The organism is Stenotrophomonas sp. YJH_SMC_48-3, assembly GCF_059369375.1.
The window spans coordinates 301,623-321,150 of sequence record NZ_JCAFSQ010000001.1 but is presented as its reverse complement, the minus strand read 5'-3'; the positions used below and the strand labels follow the sequence as shown (position 1 = coordinate 321,150).

General features: G+C 66.0%; 21 protein-coding genes and 2 tRNA genes. 6 read left to right on the top strand and 17 right to left on the bottom strand.

Annotated features, from left to right (window positions below; genetic code table 11):
* Entirely contained in the window at window positions 1-2,232 is a 2,232-nt protein-coding gene (locus tag AC5P65_RS01475) for an ATP-binding protein (RefSeq protein WP_111099170.1), read from the top strand.
* 1 nt (window position 2,233) lies between these two features.
* Here the strand turns inward: AC5P65_RS01475 and bfr are convergent, their stop codons facing one another.
* The 3 genes from bfr to AC5P65_RS01460 form a co-directional block, all read right to left on the bottom strand.
* The gene (bfr, locus tag AC5P65_RS01470; protein WP_005414691.1) at window positions 2,234-2,704 is read right to left on the bottom strand and encodes a bacterioferritin; all 471 of its coding nucleotides are present in this window, start codon (window positions 2,702-2,704) and stop codon (window positions 2,234-2,236) included.
* 141 nt (window positions 2,705-2,845) lie between these two features.
* A complete protein-coding gene (locus tag AC5P65_RS01465; RefSeq protein ID WP_019661500.1) occupies window positions 2,846-3,055 on the bottom strand; it encodes a (2Fe-2S)-binding protein in 210 nt (69 codons plus the stop codon).
* A 108-nt stretch (window positions 3,056-3,163) separates the two neighbouring features.
* The gene (locus AC5P65_RS01460; protein ID WP_019661501.1) at window positions 3,164-3,784 is read right to left on the bottom strand and encodes an RNA pyrophosphohydrolase; all 621 of its coding nucleotides are present in this window, start codon (window positions 3,782-3,784) and stop codon (window positions 3,164-3,166) included.
* Between the two features lie 121 nt (window positions 3,785-3,905).
* Here AC5P65_RS01460 and AC5P65_RS01455 point away from each other — a divergent pair.
* Both AC5P65_RS01455 and AC5P65_RS01450 read left to right on the top strand, forming a co-directional pair.
* Window positions 3,906-3,982: transfer RNA gene (locus tag AC5P65_RS01455), tRNA-Met, on the top strand.
* A 55-nt stretch (window positions 3,983-4,037) separates the two neighbouring features.
* A tRNA-Gln gene (locus tag AC5P65_RS01450) sits at window positions 4,038-4,112 on the top strand.
* Window positions 4,113-4,394: 282 nt separating this feature from the next.
* On the opposite strand, the gene rpsI is transcribed toward AC5P65_RS01450, so the two are convergent.
* Window positions 4,395-4,787: a 30S ribosomal protein S9 gene (rpsI, locus tag AC5P65_RS01445; protein ID WP_019661502.1), complete on the bottom strand. Its 393-nt coding sequence runs from the start codon at window positions 4,785-4,787 to the stop codon at window positions 4,395-4,397.
* Between the two features lie 2 nt (window positions 4,788-4,789).
* On the bottom strand, window positions 4,790-5,218 hold the full coding sequence (gene rplM / locus AC5P65_RS01440; protein WP_005414692.1) for a 50S ribosomal protein L13: 429 nt from the start codon (window positions 5,216-5,218) through the stop codon (window positions 4,790-4,792).
* A gap of 198 nt (window positions 5,219-5,416) precedes the next feature.
* On the opposite strand from rplM, the gene coq7 reads away from it, so the two are divergent.
* Window positions 5,417-6,061 carry a 2-polyprenyl-3-methyl-6-methoxy-1,4-benzoquinone monooxygenase gene (gene coq7 / locus AC5P65_RS01435; protein WP_058978875.1) on the top strand — a complete coding sequence of 215 codons (645 nt, stop codon included), beginning with the start codon at window positions 5,417-5,419 and terminating at the stop codon, window positions 6,059-6,061.
* A 99-nt stretch (window positions 6,062-6,160) separates the two neighbouring features.
* Here coq7 and AC5P65_RS01430 read toward each other — a convergent pair whose 3' ends face one another.
* Both AC5P65_RS01430 and speD read right to left on the bottom strand, forming a co-directional pair.
* Window positions 6,161-6,481 (bottom strand): DMT family transporter, encoded by a 321-nt coding sequence (locus AC5P65_RS01430; protein ID WP_495215386.1) that lies wholly within the window; start codon window positions 6,479-6,481, stop codon window positions 6,161-6,163.
* 167 nt (window positions 6,482-6,648) lie between these two features.
* Window positions 6,649-7,443 carry an adenosylmethionine decarboxylase gene (gene speD, locus AC5P65_RS01425; RefSeq protein WP_019661504.1) on the bottom strand — a complete coding sequence of 265 codons (795 nt, stop codon included), beginning with the start codon at window positions 7,441-7,443 and terminating at the stop codon, window positions 6,649-6,651.
* 149 nt (window positions 7,444-7,592) lie between these two features.
* Here speD and crp point away from each other — a divergent pair, with 149 nt between their 5' ends.
* Window positions 7,593-8,282 carry a cAMP-activated global transcriptional regulator CRP gene (crp, locus tag AC5P65_RS01420; RefSeq protein ID WP_010482649.1) on the top strand — a complete coding sequence of 230 codons (690 nt, stop codon included), beginning with the start codon at window positions 7,593-7,595 and terminating at the stop codon, window positions 8,280-8,282.
* Between the two features lie 62 nt (window positions 8,283-8,344).
* Window positions 8,345-9,106 carry a sulfite exporter TauE/SafE family protein gene (locus AC5P65_RS01415; protein ID WP_019661505.1) on the top strand — a complete coding sequence of 254 codons (762 nt, stop codon included), beginning with the start codon at window positions 8,345-8,347 and terminating at the stop codon, window positions 9,104-9,106.
* Between the two features lie 141 nt (window positions 9,107-9,247).
* Here AC5P65_RS01415 and AC5P65_RS01410 read toward each other — a convergent pair whose 3' ends face one another.
* The 10 genes from AC5P65_RS01410 to rpe all read right to left on the bottom strand — a co-directional run bounded on the left by AC5P65_RS01410 (window position 9,248) and on the right by rpe (window position 19,484).
* The gene (locus tag AC5P65_RS01410; RefSeq protein ID WP_111098432.1) at window positions 9,248-9,964 is read right to left on the bottom strand and encodes a haloacid dehalogenase-like hydrolase; all 717 of its coding nucleotides are present in this window, start codon (window positions 9,962-9,964) and stop codon (window positions 9,248-9,250) included.
* Window positions 9,961-10,755, bottom strand: coding sequence for an indole-3-glycerol phosphate synthase TrpC (gene trpC / locus AC5P65_RS01405; RefSeq protein WP_019661507.1), 795 nt, complete (start codon window positions 10,753-10,755; stop codon window positions 9,961-9,963). The genes AC5P65_RS01410 and trpC overlap by 4 nt, the downstream gene beginning before the upstream one ends.
* Before the next feature lie 75 nt (window positions 10,756-10,830).
* Entirely contained in the window at window positions 10,831-11,862 is a 1,032-nt protein-coding gene (trpD, locus tag AC5P65_RS01400; RefSeq protein WP_019661508.1) for an anthranilate phosphoribosyltransferase, read from the bottom strand.
* Window positions 11,863-11,878: 16 nt separating this feature from the next.
* Complete coding sequence (locus AC5P65_RS01395; protein ID WP_019661509.1) at window positions 11,879-12,466, bottom strand: anthranilate synthase component II; 588 nt, start codon at window positions 12,464-12,466, stop codon at window positions 11,879-11,881.
* Between the two features lie 2 nt (window positions 12,467-12,468).
* The gene (locus AC5P65_RS01390) at window positions 12,469-13,248 is read right to left on the bottom strand and encodes an SIMPL domain-containing protein (RefSeq protein ID WP_021202668.1); all 780 of its coding nucleotides are present in this window, start codon (window positions 13,246-13,248) and stop codon (window positions 12,469-12,471) included.
* Window positions 13,249-13,251: 3 nt separating this feature from the next.
* Window positions 13,252-15,291, bottom strand: a complete 2,040-nt coding sequence (locus AC5P65_RS01385; protein WP_180832200.1) for an acyltransferase family protein — start codon at window positions 15,289-15,291, stop codon at window positions 13,252-13,254.
* Window positions 15,292-15,369: 78 nt separating this feature from the next.
* Entirely contained in the window at window positions 15,370-16,845 is a 1,476-nt protein-coding gene (gene trpE, locus AC5P65_RS01380) for an anthranilate synthase component I (protein ID WP_014648670.1), read from the bottom strand.
* A gap of 312 nt (window positions 16,846-17,157) precedes the next feature.
* Complete coding sequence (gene yegS, locus AC5P65_RS01375; protein WP_019661512.1) at window positions 17,158-18,087, bottom strand: lipid kinase YegS; 930 nt, start codon at window positions 18,085-18,087, stop codon at window positions 17,158-17,160.
* A gap of 224 nt (window positions 18,088-18,311) precedes the next feature.
* The gene (locus AC5P65_RS01370; RefSeq protein WP_026347198.1) at window positions 18,312-18,794 is read right to left on the bottom strand and encodes a GNAT family N-acetyltransferase; all 483 of its coding nucleotides are present in this window, start codon (window positions 18,792-18,794) and stop codon (window positions 18,312-18,314) included.
* Between the two features lie 12 nt (window positions 18,795-18,806).
* Window positions 18,807-19,484 carry a ribulose-phosphate 3-epimerase gene (gene rpe / locus AC5P65_RS01365; RefSeq protein WP_006474082.1) on the bottom strand — a complete coding sequence of 226 codons (678 nt, stop codon included), beginning with the start codon at window positions 19,482-19,484 and terminating at the stop codon, window positions 18,807-18,809.
* Window positions 19,485-19,528: the final 44 nt, after the last annotated feature.

The following is a 19,528-nucleotide window of genomic DNA, read 5'->3' as shown; positions in this document are numbered from 1 at the left end:
GTGCCGCTGTGGGGCGTGCTGCTGGTTGCCCTTGCCGCGGCCGCCGTGGCGCTGCTGTTGGGCCTGCGCCTGCGCGCACGCAGCCGTGCACTGGCCCGGCTGCAACGCGCACACGATGCGCTCGCCGTCGAACGCGACCAGCTGCGCCGTACCACCGAACGCCAGGGCCAGCTGGAACAGCAGCTGCTGCAGGCCAAGCAGGCCGCCGAAGCAGCGGTGCTGGCCAAGGGCGAGTTCCTGGCCACCATGAGCCACGAGATCCGCACCCCGCTCAACGGCATCCTGCCGATGCTGGAGCTGATCGCGCACGGGCCGCTGGGCGAGGACCAGCGGCAGATGCTGGCCACCGCTTCGGCCAGTTCACAGCAGCTGCTGCGCATCGTCGATGACATCCTCGACTACTCACGGCTGGAAGCACAGGCGCTGGAACTGGAAATCACCAGCTTCAACCTGCGCGATCTGCTGGATGGCGTGGTGCAGCTGATGCAGCGCGCCGCCGACGCCAAGGGCCTGTCCCTGACCCTGCAGCTTGACCCGTCGGTGCGCCTGCCGGTGCGCGGCGACCCGGTACGCCTGCGCCAGGTGCTGAGCAATCTTCTGGCCAATGCCATCAAGTTCACCGCGCGCGGCCAGGTACAGCTGCGCGTGCAGCGGCTGGGCGAAGGCGCGGCCCAGCACCAGCTGCGCTTCGAGATCATCGACACCGGCATCGGCATCGATGAGGCACTGCAGGCACGCCTGTTCCAGTCCTTCAGCCAGGCCGATGCCTCGACCACGCGCATCTACGGCGGCACCGGCCTGGGCCTGGCCATCTGCAGGCGCATCATCGACCTGATGCACGGGCAGATCGGCGTGCAGTCCACGCCCGGCCAGGGTGCTACGTTCTGGTTCGAGATTCCGCTGCTGAAGGTGCCCGGCGACCTGCCGGCGATGGCCCGCGCGCCGACAGCGCTGCTGCTGTTCAGTGCCGATGCAATGCTGCAGAAACGCATCGAGCGCATCGCCGCCCACCATGGGCTGCAGGTGCAGATGCTGAGCCAGCTGGACGCCGTGGTCGAACAGCTGCGCACCGCGCCGCAACCCGGGCAACCGGCACCGGCGTGGCTGCTGGTCGATGCACGCGCGCGGCGCAGCGGCGAGGCGATGCTGCAGCAGGCACTGGCCGAGCGCGGTGACGACGACGCACTGCAGGTGCTCTGGCTGCAGGATGATGCACCAGCGCAACGACCGCGCCAGCGCCAGCTGCCCACGCACTTCGACGATGCCGCACTGCATGCACTCCTGGCCGCACCTGTCACGCCTGCCCGTCCTGCCGCCCTGCTTTCCAGTGCCGGAGATGGGGTACCCGCGCCGGTGCTGCCGCCACTGCACCTGCGCGTGCTGCTGGTGGAAGACAATACGGTCAACCGGATGGTGGCCGAGCAGCTGCTGCGCGTATTCCAGTGCGAGGTGCGCAACGCCGTCGATGGCGAGCAGGCATTGGCCGCACTTCGCGAAGGCGGCGTGGACATCGTGCTGATGGATTGCCAGATGCCGGTGCTGGACGGCTACGCCGCCACGCGCCACTGGCGTGCGGAAGAAGCGGAAACCGGGCGAGCGCGCCTGCCGATCATCGCGATGACCGCCAATGCCATGGCCGGCGACCGCGAGCGCTGCCTGCAGGCTGGCATGGACGATTACCTGTCCAAGCCGATCGCCCGCGCCACGCTGCATGCGCTGTTGAAGCGCTGGGGTGGCGGTAAAGCCGCATCACCTGCACGGCCTTCTGCAGAGCCGAGCATGGCTCGGCTGACGGCCAACAGCAGTGGGGCTCCATCAGCCGAGCATGGCTCGGCTCTGCAGGACGATGACAGCCGAGTGGGCTCCAAGCCACAACCGGTACTCGACCGCGATGTGCTGGACGAACTGCACGCGGTGATCGGCGACGCCGCCATCCAGATCGTGTCGGTCTTTCTTGACGATGCGCCAGCGATGGTGCAGCAGCTGCAGCAGGCCGCGCAGAGCGGCGACGAGCCCCGCCTGCAGGCGGTCGCGCACAGCCTGAAATCGTCGAGTGCGAACGTGGGAGCCCTGTCGCTGTCGGCGGTCGCGCAGCGCATCGAACGCGAGGCCCGTGGTGGCAGCCTGCAGCGCCCCGCGGTGGCGGTCGCGCTGCTGGTTGCCGAATTCGCCCGGGCACGTGTGGCCCTGACGGGCTACCTGGCGCAGCATCGTGCGGGCCAGGACAGCTGACTCACTCTTCCAGCTTGCTCAGCAGGTACTTGGGCTCGCCGATGCGCTCGATCAGGTCGAGCTGGGTTTCCAGCCAGTCGATGTGTTCTTCTTCCGAATCGAGAATCTTCACGAACAGCTGGCGACTGACATAGTCGCCGACCGAATCGGCATAGGCGACGGCCTCGCGCAGGGTGACCACGCCGTCGCGCTCCAGCGACAGGTCGCACTGCAGGATCTCGGTCGGGTTCTCGCCGATGCGCAGCTTGCCCAGCGCCTGGAAGTTCGGCAGGCCTTCGAGGAACAGGATGCGGTCGGCGAGCATGTCGGCATGCTTCATCTCGTCGATCGATTCCTTGTACTCGTGCTCGGCCAGTTCCTTGATGCCCCAGTTCTTCAGCATCTTGGCGTGCAGGAAGTACTGGTTGATCGCGGTCAACTCGTTGTAGAGGACCTTGTTGAGGAATTCGATGACCTTGGTGTCGCCCTTCATGGGATGCTCCTGCACGCTGAAAACGCAGGCACTTTAACGCCTTGTCTGCGGCCGTGAAGGAACGCGAATCGTGCGCATTGGCCTGTGCGGCCGCGCGTGAAGGATGCGAAAGCGCGGCGTCAATGCGCCGCGAAGAAACGATCAGGCAACCTGGGCCAGGCCCAATACCGGCAGCGGCAGATCGTGGGTCGCACGCGCCTTGGCCAAGAGGTCCGCGGCCATGTCCAGGCAGGAACCGCAGGTCGCACCACAGCCGGTCCGCATGGTCAGTTCGGCCACCGTGCTGACACCATGGCTGGCGGCTTCGCGGATCTGGTGGTCGGTGACTCCGTTGCAGATGCAGACGTACACAGGCGGGAACCGGGCTGACAGGCCAGGAGCGGCCTGATGGCTATTCCAATGGAAACGAGAATGGTTGTCAATCAGAGACCTGAACCATTCTCGATACCGTTCAGCCCGTCAGCTGGCTGGGCCATCACCCGTGGCCTTCTTCGGCCAGTAGCCGCGCGTCCGCGGGCGCTTGCGCGGGCGGTCGTGGCCGGCCGTGTGGCCGGGCATCCAAGCCTCGGCGGCGCTCTTGGGCATGGCGGTTACGCCCTGCCCGGCGACCCCGCGCGCCAAAGGCGCCAGATGACGCAGTGCGCGCGCATAGACGCCGCGCTTGAACACCACCACATGCTCCACCGGGTACCAGAAATCGACCCAGCGCCAATGATCGAACTCGGGCGAGTCAGTGTGGTCCAGCTTCACATGGGATTCGTCGCCGGTCAGGCGCAGCAGGAACCAGACCTGCTTCTGGCCGATGCAGACCTGCCGCTCGTTGCGGCGGATGGCCCGCGCCGGCAGCTTGTAGCGCAGCCAACCGGGCGTGGCCCCGAGCACTTCCACATGCTCAGGCAGCAGGCCGGTTTCTTCCTGCAGTTCACGATACATGGCCTCGACGGGCGTCTCATCGGTGTTCATGCCCCCTTGCGGGAACTGCCAACCATCCCGGCGCACGCGTCGTGCCCAGAACACCTGGCCGTCCTGCCGCATCAGCACAATGCCGACGTTCGGTCGATAGCCGTCCGGATCGATCACGATGCGGACTCCTAAGAAAATCTACTGCCCGGGACTATCCCACGCCCTCTGTCGGCCCACAAGCACGGCACAAAAGTGTTGACAGGGACGGTACACATCCGCAGAATAGCGGGCTCACCAAGGCTATGTAGCTCAGCCGGTTAGAGCACAGCACTCATAATGCTGGGGTCGGTGGTTCGAGTCCACCCATAGCCACCACACTGAAAATGAAGTTGTTTTTCAGCGTGATAAGTGAGAAAATCGTTGTACGTTTTGCCCCGTCGCCAAGCGGTAAGGCACCTGACTCTGACTCAGGCATTCGGTGGTTCGAATCCATCCGGGGCAGCCAAATTAAAAGCAAAAGGCCAGATCGAAAGATCTGGCCTTTTGCTTTTAATTTGGTCACGCATTCCACCTTATCCCCGCGCCTGTCGGCGCACCCCCTTGAACAACAAGGGGGCTCTTCTCCAGAGAGAGGCCCGGGGTCGGACATGCAAAAAGACGGGTAGTGCCGGCCGCTGGCCGGCAACCACGAAATGCCTGACTCCAAAACGACAAAAGCCCGGCCGAAGCCGGGCTTTTGCTTTTCCATCCAGCGGGCCCCCGAAGGAGCCCAACCAGGCGCAGCAGATCAGCGCTTGGAGAACTGGGTGGCGCGGCGGGCCTTGTGCAGACCGACCTTCTTACGCTCGACTTCGCGGGCGTCGCGGGTCATGAAGCCAGCCTTGCGCAGCTCGGACTTCAGGCTTTCGTCGTACTCGACCAGCGCACGGGCGATACCCAGACGGATCGCACCGGCCTGGCCGGTGGTGCCGCCGCCAGCGGCGGTGACCAGGATGTCGAAGCTTTCGGTGTTCTTGGTCAGCTCGAGCGGCTGGCGCACGATCATGCGCGCGGTCTCACGACCGAAGAACTCGTCCAGCGGACGACCATTGACGGTGATGTTGCCCGAACCCTTGCGCAGGAACACGCGAGCGGTGGAGGACTTGCGGCGGCCAGTGCCGTAGTTTTGAGTGATAGCCATGATTAGATATCCAGAACCTGCGGCTGCTGTGCGGCGTGCGGATGCTCAGTGCCGGCGTAGACCTTGAGCTTGCGGTACATCTGGCGACCCAGCGGGCCCTTCGGCAGCATGCCCTTGACGGCGATCTCGATCACGCGCTCCGGGTGGCGCTCCAGCGCCTGGGCCAGGGACTCGGTCTTCAGGTTGCCGATGTAACCGGTGAAACGGTGATACATCTTGTCCTGCAGCTTCTTGCCGGTGACGGCAATCTTTTCTGCATTGATGACGACCAGGTAGTCGCCGGTATCAACGTGCGGGGTGTAGACCGGCTTGTGCTTGCCACGCAGACGGCGGGCCAGCTCGGTGGCGAGACGGCCCAGGGTCTTGCCCTCGGCGTCGACGAGGTACCAGTCGCGCTGGACGGTCTCGTTCTTGGCAGTGAAAGTGCTCATGAAGAACTCTAGGTTAGGTCGGGCTCATTGCGGCGAAAGGCTCGCCGGAACTCTGCCACGCGTTGTGAAAAGGTGAAGCGCAAGAGGCGGGATTGTACTGGCCTTGCCAGCCACTTGCAAGTGGACCGTCAGGCCGGGTTGGCACGGACGCAGGGCCGGGCGAGAATCGGGGGGACTTCCGCCCCACCGCGTACTGCCATGACCGTGCTCCGCCAGACCACCCCGCTGGACCACCTGCTGACCGAGGCGCAGCGCGCCCTGGACACGGTGTTCGGCAACCCACCGGCGGCCCGCCCCTACCCGGCTGCGGAGACCGACGAGCCCGGCATGGGCAGCGCCGAGCGCCGCCATGCAGCCGGCCTGATGCGGATCAACCACGTCGGCGAAGTCTGCGCGCAGGGCCTGTATTTCGGCCAGGCCGCCGTGGCCCGCGACCCGGCCACGCGTGAACACCTGCTGGAAGCGGCCCAGGAAGAGACCGACCATCTGGCCTGGTGTGCCACCCGGCTGGCCGAACTGGACAGCCGTCCCAGCCTGTTCAACCCCCTGTGGTACGCCGGCAGCTACACGATCGGCACCCTGGCCGGGCTGCGCGGCGACGGCTGGAACCTGGGCTTCGTGGTCGAGACCGAGCGCCAGGTGGAAGCCCATCTGGACGAGCACCTGGTCAATCTGCCGCCCGGCGATCTGCGCAGCCGCGCGGTCATCCAGGTGATGAAGGAGGACGAGGCCCGCCATGCCGAGCACGCCGAGCAGGCCGGCGCACGCCGCCTTCCGTTCCCGATTCCGGGCGCGATGGCACTGGCCTCCAGGGTGATGAAGACCATCGCTTACCGCATTTGAACGGCCGCCCGCACCAACCGTGCGGGCCTACCAGGAGGTGCGGGGGGGGGCCGACGGTGGGGGCCGACGGTGGGGCCCGACCGTTGGTCGGGCCATCAATCAGTTCGGCGAGACCAGCTTCAGGCCGATCACGCCGGCCACGATCAGGCCCACGCAGGCCAGGCGCGCCGGCGATGCGCTGTCGTTGAACAGGTAGATGCCCAGCACCGCCACACCCATGGCACCGATGCCGGTCCAGATCGCATAGGCCGTGCCGACCGGGATGCTCTTCATCGACTGGCTCATCAGGTACAGGCTGATCAGGGCGGAGACCACCGTAGCAACGGTGGGCAAGGGTTTGCTGAAGCCTTCCGAGTACTTCATTCCGAGGGCGAAACCGATCTCGAACAGGCCGGCCAGCAGCAGGTAGATCCAGGGCATGGGTGGGGGCTCCTTACCTTTTTGGGAAAAAACGAAACGGCCCGGTGTTTTCACACCGGGCCGTGGGTCGGTACATCACCATGGAGCAAATCGCGCGTGCGACGCCAGTTCCACGGGGCGGGTCGTCCCGCCTGGGTGGCGATGCCTGCGGGCATCGCACATGGGGCTTACTCGGACAGGTTCCGGCCGTGGAACAACTCTTCGATCTCGCGCTTGAGCAGCGCCTCGATCTTCATGCGCTCCTTGAACGACAGGTTCCTGGCCTTTTCCTCGAACAGGTACTGGTCCAGGTCGAAGTCCTTCAGGTGCATCTTCGTGTGGAAGATGTTTTCCTGGTAGACGTTGACGTCGAACATCTCGTAACGCGACTTGATGTTCTTGGCCAGGAAGTTCTGGATCGAGTTGATCTTGTGGTCGATGAAGTGCTTCTTGCCCTTCACATCACGGGTGAAGCCACGGACGCGGTAGTCCATGATCACGATGTCCGATTCCAGGCTCTCGATCAGGTAGTTCAGGGCCTTCAGCGGGGAAATGACGCCACAGGTGGCCACGTCGATGTCCGCGCGGAACGTCGCGATACCTTCCTGCGGATGGGTCTCCGGGTAGGTATGGACCGTGATGTGGCTCTTGTCCATGTGCGCGACCACGGCGTCGGAGATCAGCTCCTTGCCGGCCAGCTTCTTGTCGATCACCGGTTCTTCGGAGATCAGGATGGTCACCGAGGCACCCTGCGGGTCGTAGTCCTGGCGGGCCACGTTCAGGATGTTGGCGCCGATGATCTCGGCGACATCGGTCAAGATCTGAGTCAGCCTGTCGGCGTTGTACTCTTCATCGATGTATTCAATGTAACGCTGACGCTCCTCTTCGGTGCGCGCGTAACACACGTCATAGATGTTGAAGCTCAGCGCCTTGGTGAGGTTGTTGAAACCCTGCAGCCTCAGGCGAGGCAACGGCTTGACCACGGCGGTCGATTCCTGTGTAAGAAGGGAAAGGGGGAATTATGGGGCAAACTGCCCCCGGGGGGAACGTGAAGAGCGCTCACATCTGGCACACTGTTTGCCCTTAACAATTGCGCTGGTTAAGCTCCGCTATCGACCCCGTGAATCCGTTCATGCGCAGAGGGAGCGCTCCTATCGTGTCAACCGTGCGCCTAGCTAGCAGTCCACTGGCCCTGGATATCGCCACAATCGATCGTTTCCTGGCGCACAGCCACAGGCGGCGATACCCCACCCGTACCGACGTCTTCCGGCCCGGGGACCCGGCGGGAACCCTGTATTACGTCATCAGCGGCTCGGTTTCGATCATGGCCGAGGAAGATGACGATCGCGAGCTGGTGCTGGGCTACTTTGGTGCCGGCGAATTCGTCGGCGAGATGGGCCTGTTCGTCGAATCGGACCGCCGCGAGGTGATCCTGCGGACCCGCACCGCCTGCGAGCTGGCTGAAATCAGCTACGAGCGCCTGCATCAGCTGTTCCTCGGCCCGCTGTCGGCCGATGCCCCGCGCCTGCTGTATGCGCTGGGCCAGCAGATTTCCAAGCGCCTGCTCGACACCAGCCGCAAGGCCAGCCGCCTGGCGTTCCTGGACGTGACCGACCGGATCGTGCGCACCCTGCACGACCTGGCGCAGGAACCGGAGGCGATGAGCCATCCGCAAGGCAGCCAGCTGCGTGTATCGCGCCAGGAGCTGGCGCGCCTGGTCGGCTGCTCGCGCGAGATGGCCGGCCGCGTGCTGAAGAAACTGCAGACCGACGGCCTGCTGCATGCCCGCGGCAAGACCGTGGTGCTGTACGGCACCCGTTGACCGTTGAGCACCCGGTGGGTGCGGACCTTGGTCCGCACTCCCTGGCGCGCTAGGCTCGGTGCATGGAGCTGAGCAGCGAATTCTGGTGGTTCATCCTCATCGGCCTGGGCGCACAGCTGGTCGACGGCGCGCTGGGCATGGCGTTCGGCCTGGTGTCCTCGTCGGTGATGCTGAGCATGGGCCTGCCGCCGGCGCAGGTCAGCGCCAGCATCCACACCGCTGAAGTGTTCACCACGGGCGCCTCGGGGGTGTCGCACCTCGCAGCCGGAAATGTCGATAAACGCCTGTTCCTGCGCCTGGCCCTGCCCGGCGCAGTGGGCGGCGCCCTGGGCGCGTACGTGCTCACGCAGCTCCCGGGCGAGATCATCCGGCCACTGATCTACCTGTACCTGCTGGTGCTGGCGATCATCATCCTGGCCCGCGCCGCTGGGCGCTGGATGCCCAAGGGCGAGATCCGCCGGGTGCCGGTGCTGGGCTTCTTCGCCGGCCTGCTCGACGCCAGCGGCGGCGGTGGCTGGGGGCCCATCGCCACGTCCACCCTGCTCGCCCGGGGCGGCCAGGCGCGCACCACCATCGGAACAGTCAACGCGGCCGAGTTCGTGGTCACGTTGACGGTGTCAGCGACCTTCCTGTTGTCGATGGGCGTGCAGCACCTGCAGATCGTCGCCGGCCTGCTGATCGGCGGCATGATGGCCGCGCCGGTGGCGGCGATCCTGGTCAAGCGGGTGAAGGAGCGCTGGGTGCTGGTGGCCGTGGGCGTGCTGGTGCTGGGCATCAGCCTGTTCCAGATCGGCCACGCGGTGTACGGGCACCTGGGGCGCTGAGCGCTTGCCGGCCAGCGGCCGGCACTACCGGACGGAGAAGCGCCGGCACAACCGCGACGGAGAAGGGTAGTGCCGGCCGCTGGCCGGCAGATCCGTCATCGTGCGATGGGGTCGGAGGCCCTACGGGGATCTGACCCCGGGCTACGCCTTGTCACCGCCGCGGTCAGCGCAGCCCCAGTTGAGGATGCGGGTGCCGGCGGGCAGCACGCGGCGGAAGAACGCCACCCGGCCCGGCTTCGGGTTCACCACCACCGGTGCCTTGGCCGCCAGCAGCAGCGGCAGGTCGGCGGTGCTGTCGGAGTAGGCGATATCGATATCGCCGTAGCCGCGCTCGCGCAGCATGCGCATTTTCTCTTCGTTGTGGCAGTGACGGGTTGGACCGACGCCGCCCAGCCGTGGGCCGACCTCGGTACCGATCACCGGCACATCCTGATGGGCCACGAAGGCCAGGATCGCGCGTGCAAGCTCCGGCGGCGCACCTGTGGCAACCACCACGCGGTCGCCCTTGGCCCGGTGCGCGGCGAACACCTCCAGCGCCTGCGGCAGCAGCTTGGCGCGCATCTGCGCCTCGTTGCGCAGCACATAGGCGTCGATCACCTTGTTGAAATCGCGCGCACGGTGCAGGCCGAAACTGCCGATCCACACGTAGACCGAAATGCCGGCACGACGGGTCGGCAGCAGCGCCACCATCGGCCCGGCGATCGGCGTGACCAGCAGCGCCGCCAGCATGCGCAACGGGTTGCGCCTGATCAGCGAGGCGAACAGATGGGTGCCCGAATCGCCGTCGTAGAGGGTGTGGTCGAAGTCGAAGACCACCAGCGGCGCATCCTCGCGCGGCGTCGGATAGTGCGTTTTCATGCCGCGAAGAATAGCTGACGCAGGCCCTCGCCCGGCTCTTCCACGCGCATGAAGGCCTCGCCCACCAGGAACGCGTGGATGCCGGCATCACGCATCAGCGCCACGTCCTGCGGCCCCAGGATGCCACTCTCGGTGACCAGCAGGCGGTCGCGCGGCACGGCCTGCTGCATGTCCAGCGTGGTCTGCAGCGACACCTCGAAGGTGCGCAGGTTGCGGTTGTTGATGCCGATCATCGGTGCCGGCACCTGCAGCGCACGCTCCAGTTCGTCGATGTCGTGCACTTCCACCAGCACGTCCATGCCCAGCGACAGCGCCAGTTCGGACAAGGTGGCCAGCTGGGTGTCGTCCAGCGCGGCCACGATCAGCAGGATGCAGTCGGCGCCCAGCACGCGCGCTTCGTACACCTGGTAAGCGTCGATCACGAAGTCCTTGCGCAGCACCGGCAGCGTGCAGGCCTCGCGGGCCTGCTGCAGGTAGGCGTCGGCACCCTGGAAGAAGTCCACGTCGGTCAGCACCGACAGGCAGCTGGCACCGCCGAATTCGTAGCTGACGGCGATGTCGGCCGGGCGGAAGTCCGGGCGGATCACACCCTTGGATGGGCTGGCCTTCTTCACCTCGGCGATCACCGCCGGGTCGCCATTGGCCACCGCCGCCTGCAGCGCGCGCACGAAGCCGCGTACCGGCGGGGCGCTGGCCGCGGCGGCCTGCAGCTCCTCAAGCGGGCGCTGGGCGCGGCGCTGGGCCACTTCTTCGGCCTTGCGGGCCAGGATCGTCTGCAGGATGTCGCTCATCGTCTTCGGGTCGGTGCGGGGGCGGTGAGGACGGCCATTATCGGGCCATCGACGGGGTCAGGCTGAACCGCGCGCTCAGGCAACCAGCGCGCGGGTGGTTTCAATGTACTGCTGCAGGCGCTGGCGGGCGCTGCCATTGGCGATGGCGGCACGGGCACGGGCCAGGCCATCGCCGATATCGCTGGCCACGCCGGCAACGTACAGGGCGGCACCGGCATTGAGCGCCACGATGTCCAGCGCCGGGCCCGGCTCGTTGTCCAGCACCGCGCGCAGCATCTGGATGGACTGTTCCGGGCCGTCCACGCGCAGGTTGCGGCTGGCCGACATGGCGATGCCGAAGTCTTCCGGGTGGATCTCGTACTCGCGGACCTTGCCGTCGCGCAGCTCGCCCACCAGGGTGCCCGCCCCCAGCGAGATCTCGTCCATGTTGTCGCGGCCCCAGACCACCATCGCGCGCTCGGTGCCCAGTTCGCGCAGCACGCGGGCCTGGATGCCCACCAGATCGGGATGGAACACGCCCATCAGCACAGACGGCGCGCTGGCCGGATTGGTCAGCGGGCCGAGGATGTTGAAGATGGTGCGCACGCCCATCTCGCGGCGTACCGGCGCGACCACCTTCATCGACGGATGATGGATCGGCGCGAACATGAAGCCGATGCCGGTCCGCTCGATGGCCGCGGCCACCTGATCCGGCTGCAGTTCGATCACCGCGCCCAGCGCTTCCAGCGCATCGGCACTGCCGGACTTGGACGACACGCTGCGATTGCCATGCTTGGCCACGCGCGCGCCGGCGGCGGCCGCGACGAACATCGAGCAGGTGGAGATGTTGAAGGTGTGCGAGCCATCGCCACCGGTACCGACGATATCAACCAGGTTGGAGGTATCGGCCACCGGCACTGGCCGGGCGAATTCACGCATCACGGTGGCCGCCGCGGCGATTTCGTCCACGGTCTCCTTCTTCACGCGCAGGCCGGTGAGGATCGCGGCGGTCATCATCGGAGACACATCGCCGCGCATGATCTGCCGCATCAGGTCGACCATTTCGTCGAAGAAGATTTCGCGGTGCTCGATGGTGCGATGCAGGGCTTCCTGGGGGGAGAAGCTCATGGGTATGCTCCTTGGATCAGGCCGCCGGGCGCTGGAGGAAATTGCGCAGCAGCGCGTGGCCGTGTTCGGTGAGGATGGATTCGGGATGGAACTGGACGCCTTCCACCGGGAACTGGCGGTGGCGCAGGCCCATGATCTCTTCGATCGAGCCGTCCTCGTTCTCGGTCCAGGCGGTCACTTCCAGGCAGTCGGGCAGACTGTTCTTGTCCACCACCAGCGAGTGGTAGCGGGTGGCCTGGTAGCGGTCCGGCAGGCCGGCGAACACGCCCTTGCCTTCATGTCGGATCGGCGAGGTCTTGCCGTGCATGATGTTGCCGGCGCGGATGACGGTGCCGCCGTAGACCTGGCCGATGCCCTGGTGGCCCAGGCACACGCCGAGGATCGGCGTGGTCGGGCCCAGGCGTTCGATCAGCTCCAGCGAAACGCCCGCTTCGTTGGGGGTGCACGGGCCGGGCGAAATGACGATGCGCTCGGGCTTCTGCGCGGCGATCTCGTCCACGCTCATCACATCGTTGCGCACCACCTTCACTTCGGCGCCCAGCGTCTGCAGGTACTGCACGAGGTTGTAGGTGAAGCTGTCGTAGTTGTCGATCATCCACAACATGGTCAGGTTCCGTCGCTTATCAGGAAAATGGCGTACACGTTTTCGGTGTAGGTGATGGGGCCGGCTTCAATGGATTCGGGCTCAGCGGGCGCGGGCGCGGAGGCGGGCGCGTAGCTGCCGGTCACCGAGATCCTGTCGAGGTCCCCGCCGTCCTCGCCCTGCTGGGGCCATTGCCCGGCCCGGATGCCGTAGGCGAAGTCCGGCGCCACATCGGAGATGCTGTACAGGCCACGCACTCTTGTTCCATAGGCCTTGGCCAGGCCCTGCGCGGACTCGCGGGTCTGGGCCGCTGCCTCGCCCTTGAGTTCGCGGCGCAGCGCCACTTCGCCCGAATAGGTCGGCGCCAGGCTGCTCACCTGTACGTTCTCGTTGGCCTTCAACGCCCCCAGCACATCCTGCATCGCCTTCACGCTGGCGAAGCTGGCACGCAGCTGGCGCGATACGCGGGTACCGATGAAGACCTGCCGGTTCTGCTCATAGCGCGTGGCCGGGCCGATCCGCAGGTTGTCCGCACGCACGCTGCCGTCCACCGCCTTGTGCTGCTTGAACAGTGCCAGCACGCGGGCAACGTTGTCCTGCACGCGGCGGCGCGCGGCGTCGGCGTCCATGTCGGTCTCTTCGATGTTCAACTGCAGGCCGAACCGGTCCGGCATCACCGTGCGGCTGCCCTGCCCCTTCACCAGCAGGTGCGGCTGCGAGGGAATCGTGTTGGCCTGCGCCCACGCAGACGGGGCCATCGTGGCCAGCAGTGACGACCACAGCAATGCGCTCAGCAGCTTCATCATCTACTCCTCACTGGAAACGGGTTCAGGCAGGCCGGCAGCAACCAGGTCGGCGGCATGCCGCTTGGCCAGCCGCTGGCCCAGGAAGCGCGCGTAGCCTAGGGACAGGTGATGCTGGTCGTAGAAGGCCGGCTCGCCGTTGGCCTCCATCACGCAGCCCTCCATAGCATTGCCGCCGCACAGCAGTTCGTACTTGCTGATGTAGAGGTACGGCAGCGACTTCACCTGCGGAATGGTCGACTTGGCGCGCTCATCCGGGTTGAAGTAATTCACCAGGTCCGGGCGTTTGCATGCATCGAAGCTTCCGTAGCGGTTGTACAGCGACGCGCAGTCGGAGGTGGTTTGCAGGAAGGAGCCGATCGCGATGATCTTCAACCGCGGGTTGCGCGTCTTCAAGATCTCGAGGATCCGCCACAGGTCAGCGGCAACAGGGTCAAATCCCTGGTGCGTGTTGTAGACAATCACGTCCAGCGCCTGCACCAAGCGTTCGTCGTCCAGCGCCGCGAAGCGGGCATCGCATGCCAGCTCCGGCGTGGGCGATGCAATGCGGCCCCGCTCCAGCACCACCTTGCAGTCGTTGACGGTACCGAAATTGACCAGGTTCACGCGGCGGTCTCGCCCGTAGATCTGCGCGAAGGCGTTGAAGCCGTCGGGCTCATGCGAGTTGCCGAACAGCAGCACCTGCACCGGCCGATCCATGGGGCAGCGCGCTGGATCCCGCAGCGACTGCACATTGCAGGCTGCGGCGAGGCCTTCGAATCGGCGCCCCTTGCCGGCCTCGATGTCGGCGGCCCCCAGCGGCTGGAACACCGGCACTTCGGCGCGTGCCGCTGCATGCTGGACGGGGGCGCTGGCCGCCGTGCCCGGCCCGACCATGCCAGGGGTAAAGTACTGGTAGCGCCAAACCATGCCGTTGGATGCCAGCACCGCCACGCCCAGCGCACAGCAGAACAGCGAGGCGGCCAGCGTGCGGCCCACCAGCGCCCCCTTGGGCGCGGCCGGATCGACATAGCGGAATCGCACTTCCACCCAATGATGCAGCGCCACGGCCGTCACCAGGGACATCACCACCATCAGACTGAACTGTACCGCCCACGACCAGTGCGGCATGAACTGGGTGACGAATACCACTACCGGCCAATGGGTCAGGTACAGCGAGTAGCTGATCTTGCCGAACCAGACCGCCAGGGGATTGGCCAGCAGCAACGTGGTCGCGCGGGAGCGGCTCGATGCGATGACCAGCAGCGCGCCCACGCACGGCGCAATGGCGTTGGTGTACGGGAATACGTCGCCTTCCACCAGGGTGGCGATCGAATACACGATCAGGGCAGCGCCGACGGCAAACATGCCTTCGTGGAGCCAGCGCGATGCCGGCAGCCGCGCGGCGATGAAGCAGCCGGCTGCGCCGATGGCGAACTCGAACACACGGAAGTGCGGCAGGAAGAAGAGATCCGAAGCAAAACCCACGCTCTGCCTGGCCACCACCAGGTGGTTGGCAAGGAAACTGGCTGCTGCAGCGGCGACGATGCCCCAGGCGATACCGCGGCGGCCGCCGAACCGGTAGCAGAGGAACAGGAACGCAGGCCACACCAGGTAGAACTGCTCCTCCACGCTCAGCGACCAGGTGTGCAGCAGGGGCTTAGTCTGCGAGGCCGCATCGAAGTAGCCGCTTTCCGACCAGAACAGCAGGTTGGATACCGACAGCGCCGAGGCCAACAAAGACTTGCCGTACGCGACCAGATCGGCTGGCGTAAGGCTGAGCACGGCCAGGACCGTGGTAGCCAGCAGGGTGGCGATCAGTGCGGGCAGGATGCGCCGGACCCGACGCGTGTAGAAGTTGGCGAAGCGGAAACCACCGGTCTCCACCAGCTCACCTCGGATGATGGAGGTGATCAGAAAGCCGCTGATCACGAAGAAGATGTCGACGCCGACATAGCCACCGCCGAGCCCAGGCACCCCGAAGTGGAAGAGCAGGACCGCGAGCACCGCGACGCAGCGCAGTCCATCAATGTGCGGCATATACCGGGAGGTGGCGCTTTTCATGATCTGCAAGAACCCATTCAAGTGGGCGCGGCGCATCCCTTGCACCGCGCGACGGACAGCCTTCGACAATGGGGAAGGTTACAGGCCCTTGGCGGCCTGGGCGACGGCGCGGAACAGCGCGCGGCCCTTGTTCATCGTCTCATCCCATTCCTTGTCCGGGTCCGAGTCGTAGACGATGCCGGCGCCGGCCTGCACGTACAGGCGGCCGTCCTTGATCACCGCGGTGCGGATCGCGATCGCGGTATCGGCATCGCCGTGCCAGCCGATGTAGCCGATGCTGCCGGCGTAGACATTGCGCTTGATCGGTTCCAGCTCGCGGATCACTTCCAGCGCGCGGATCTTCGGCGCGCCGCTGACCGTGCCGGCCGGGAAGGTGGCACGCAGCACGTCGGCATAGCTCAGGCCCGGCTGCAGCTGCCCGGTCACTTCGCTGACGATGTGCATCACGTGGCTGTAGCGTTCGATCACGAACTGCTCGCCCACCTCCACGGTACCTGCCTTCGAGACGCGGCCGGCATCGTTGCGGCCCAGGTCGATCAGCATCAGGTGCTCGGCGCGTTCCTTCGGATCGGCCAGCAGCTCGGCTTCCAGCGCCAGGTCCAGCTCGGGCGTGGCGCCACGCGGGCGGGTGCCGGCGATCGGGCGCACGGTGACTTCGCCGTCCTGAAGGCGTACCAGGATTTCCGGCGATGAACCGACCACCTGCAGGTCGCCGACATCCAGGAAGTACATGTACGGCGACGGGTTCAGTGCACGCAGCGCGCGGTACACATCCACCGGGCGCGCCTTGAACGGCACGCTCAGGCGCTGGCTGAGCACCACCTGGAAGATGTCACCGGCGCGGATGTATTCCTTGCTGCGCTGGACCGCATCGACGAAGCCTTCGCGGGTGAAGCCGGAGACGAAGTCGGACTCGTCCAGCACGTCGCTGTTGAGCGGTGCGGGATAACCGGCGCCGGGCGCGCGCAGCTTGGCAGTCAGCGCATCCAGGCGTGCCTGGGCCTGCTCGAAGGCGCCCTCGACCCGTGGGTCGGCGTGCACGATCAGGTACAGCCGGCCCTTGAGATTGTCGAACACGGCCAGCTCGTTGGAATCCAGCAGCAGGATGTCGGGCGTGCCCAGCTCATCGCGGCCGGCCGGCGGGGCCAGGCGTGGTTCGATGTAGCCGATGCACTCGAAGCCGAACCAGCCGACCAGGCCACCGGTGAAGCCCGGCAGGCCTTCCAGCTTCGGCACCGAGTGGGCGCTGCGCAGCGCCTCGACTTCGGCGAACGGGTCGGCCACCTCGCGGGTGTCCACCACCTGGCCGTCTTCGCGCACAGTCAGCGTGTGGCCATGGAAGGCGTACACGCGACGCGCCGGCAGGCCGATGATCGAGTAACGACCAAAGCGCTCGCCGCCTTCGACGGATTCAAACAGGTAGGTATTGGGGCCGTCGGCGAGCTTCAGATAGACCGAAAGCGGCGTGTCCAGGTCGGACAGCACTTCACGGACGACGGGAATGTGGGTGTGGCCTTCAGCGGCCTGCTGCTGAAACTGAGCGTGCGAGTTCAAGACGACTTTCCTTCCGGGACACAGCGTTATGGGGGCGGACGACGGCAACGGGCCACCATCGCCACCAACGGCGTGCGGAAGAAAGGGTATGCGGGGTCGTCAGGCTGGACACCCCCTGACTGTATCGCAGCCGGGGCGGGAGGGGAACCCTGGGAAACTGAACCACGGGAAAGCACAGGGCTCATGGCGGGGACCGGTGGGGGACCGGCGCGGGAACCGGTAGAGTCGACTGTTAGTCGACTTGCGCGCGTAGCGCGGGATTTTACGCCGTCGGAACGAAAAGCAGTCGACTAACAGTCGACTCTACCCCGCCTACCCAGCCAGCAACGGGCAACCGACCGGCAGGTGCATGCGCACCCTGCCCGGCACGCACGCGATGCGGAACTGGCGGGCCTGGACTGGTTCGCCGTCCAGGTTGAGGGTCAACGGGCGCTCGGACTCCACCTGCAGCCACGGCAGCCGCGCACGCGTGGCCAGCTGTTCCAGCGCCGCCTGGGTGCCCGACTTCAGCATCTGGCCGAGCGTGGCGGTGACCTCACCCTCCAGTTCCGGAAGCACGGTGACATCCAGCAGCCCATCGTCGATCACGGCCTGCGGGCACAACTGCTGGCCACCGCCGGCCTGGCGACCATTGCCGATGCCCAGGGCGATGAAGTCGCCTTCCCAGGCGAAATCCGGGCCGGACAGGCGCGCGGTGATCGGCTCGATGCGGCCCAGCTTGGCGATGCCGGTGATCACATAGGCCAGCCCGCCCAGCATCTTCTTCAGGCCGGCATCGGTCTCCACCGTCACCTGGGTGCCGAAGCCACCGCTGGCGAGATTGGCGCACCACCATTGCGTGCCATCGGCGTCCACGCGCAACAGGTCAATGGCGTGCGGCGTCGCCTGCCCGATCAAGGCGAAGGCCTCCTTCGGCTCAGTGGGAATGCCGGCAGCAGTCGCGAAATCGTTGGCGGTCCCCATCGGAATCAGCGCCAGCGAGGGCAGCGCATCTGCCGGCTCCTCACGATGTGCCAGTGTCTCGGCCACCGCACTGAGCGTGCCATCGCCACCGGCGGCCACGATCACGTCCACGCCATGATCGATCGCCTCGGCCACGTAGCGTTCGGCGTCACCGTCTTCCCAGGTCACCCGCACTTCCAGCTGCACGCCCTGTCCGCGCCAATGGCCGACGGCGTCGCGCAACTCATCGTTGCCGGCGGATTTGCCGTTGAGGATCAGGCGCCAGCGCGGGGTGGTCATGCAGAGCTTCCAGGGATGCGGTGGCACAGGCTAGCAATGCGCTGTTTTCCCGCGGTGAATGTCACGCAGATGTCATTCAGCTACCGGAGAATGGGAGTCCATAGCAGGGACGACGGATGGAGGCAGGATCAGCCTCCCACGCATGCAGCGAGGCCACGCCAGTGATTGGCGTGGCCTTTTTTTTGCCGGCCGTAGATCCACGCCATGCGTGGATGCATTTCACGTCAACCGTTGGCGAAATCGTGCAGCGCCTGGCCCTGCAGCCGGTACACGGTCCACTCGTCCTGCGGCTTTGCGCCGGCGGCGGTGTAGAACTCGATGGCCGGGGTGTTCCAGTCCAGCACCGACCATTCGAAACGACCGCAGCCTTCGGCCACGGCCTGGCGGGCGATGTACTTCAGCAGTGCCTTGCCGGCGCCGCCGCCGCGCTTCTCCGGGCTGATGTAGAGGTCTTCCAGGTAGATGCCCTTGCGGCCCAGCCAGGTGGAGTAGTTGTAGAAATACACCGCATAGCCGATGGCCTCACCGTCGGCTTCGCAGATCAACGCGCGGGCAGTCGCATCGGCACCGAACAGGCTTTCGGCAATACCGATCTCATCGGTCTGCACCGAATGCTCGGCCTTCTCGTAGATGGCCAGTTCGCGGATGAAGCGCAGGATCAGGCCAGCGTCGGCCACGGTGGCCGGGCGGATGTTCAACACGGCCACCGTACCCATGGCTCAGCCCCTTGCCGCAGCAACGTTCGCGCGCATCTGCGCGATCACGTCCTGGTAGCTGGTCCTGGCGTTGAAGATGGCCGAACCGGCAACGAAGGTGTCAGCGCCGGCGGCGGCGATCTCACCGATGTTGTCGGCTTTCACGCCACCGTCGATCTCCAGGCGGATGTCCTTGCCGCTGGCATCGATCATCTTGCGCACCACGCGCAGCTTGTCCAGCGCCGAGGGGATGAAGGCCTGGCCGCCGAAGCCCGGGTTGACCGACATCAGCAGCACCAGGTCCAGGTCATCCAGCACCCAGTCGAGGATGTCCACCGGGGTGGCCGGATTGAGCACGATGCCCGGCTTGCAGCCCAGCGAGCGGATCAGCTGGATGGTGCGGTGCACGTGGCGGCTCGCCTCCGGATGGAAGCTGATGTAGGTGGCACCGGCCTCGGCGAAGTCCGGGATGATGCGGTCCACCGGCTCGACCATCAGGTGCACGTCGATCGGCGCGGTCACGCCGTGCTTGCGCAGCGCCTGGCAGACCATCGGGCCGATGGTCAGGTTCGGCACGTAGTGGTTGTCCATCACGTCGAAGTGGACCCAGTCCGCGCCAGCGGCGAGGACGTTGTCGACTTCCTCGCCGAGACGGGCGAAGTTGGCAGAGAGAATGGACGGGGCGATGAGGCAGTTGGACATGGCCGGGGCCTTCGGAACGGGGAAAGGATTCTCCCGCCCGCAGG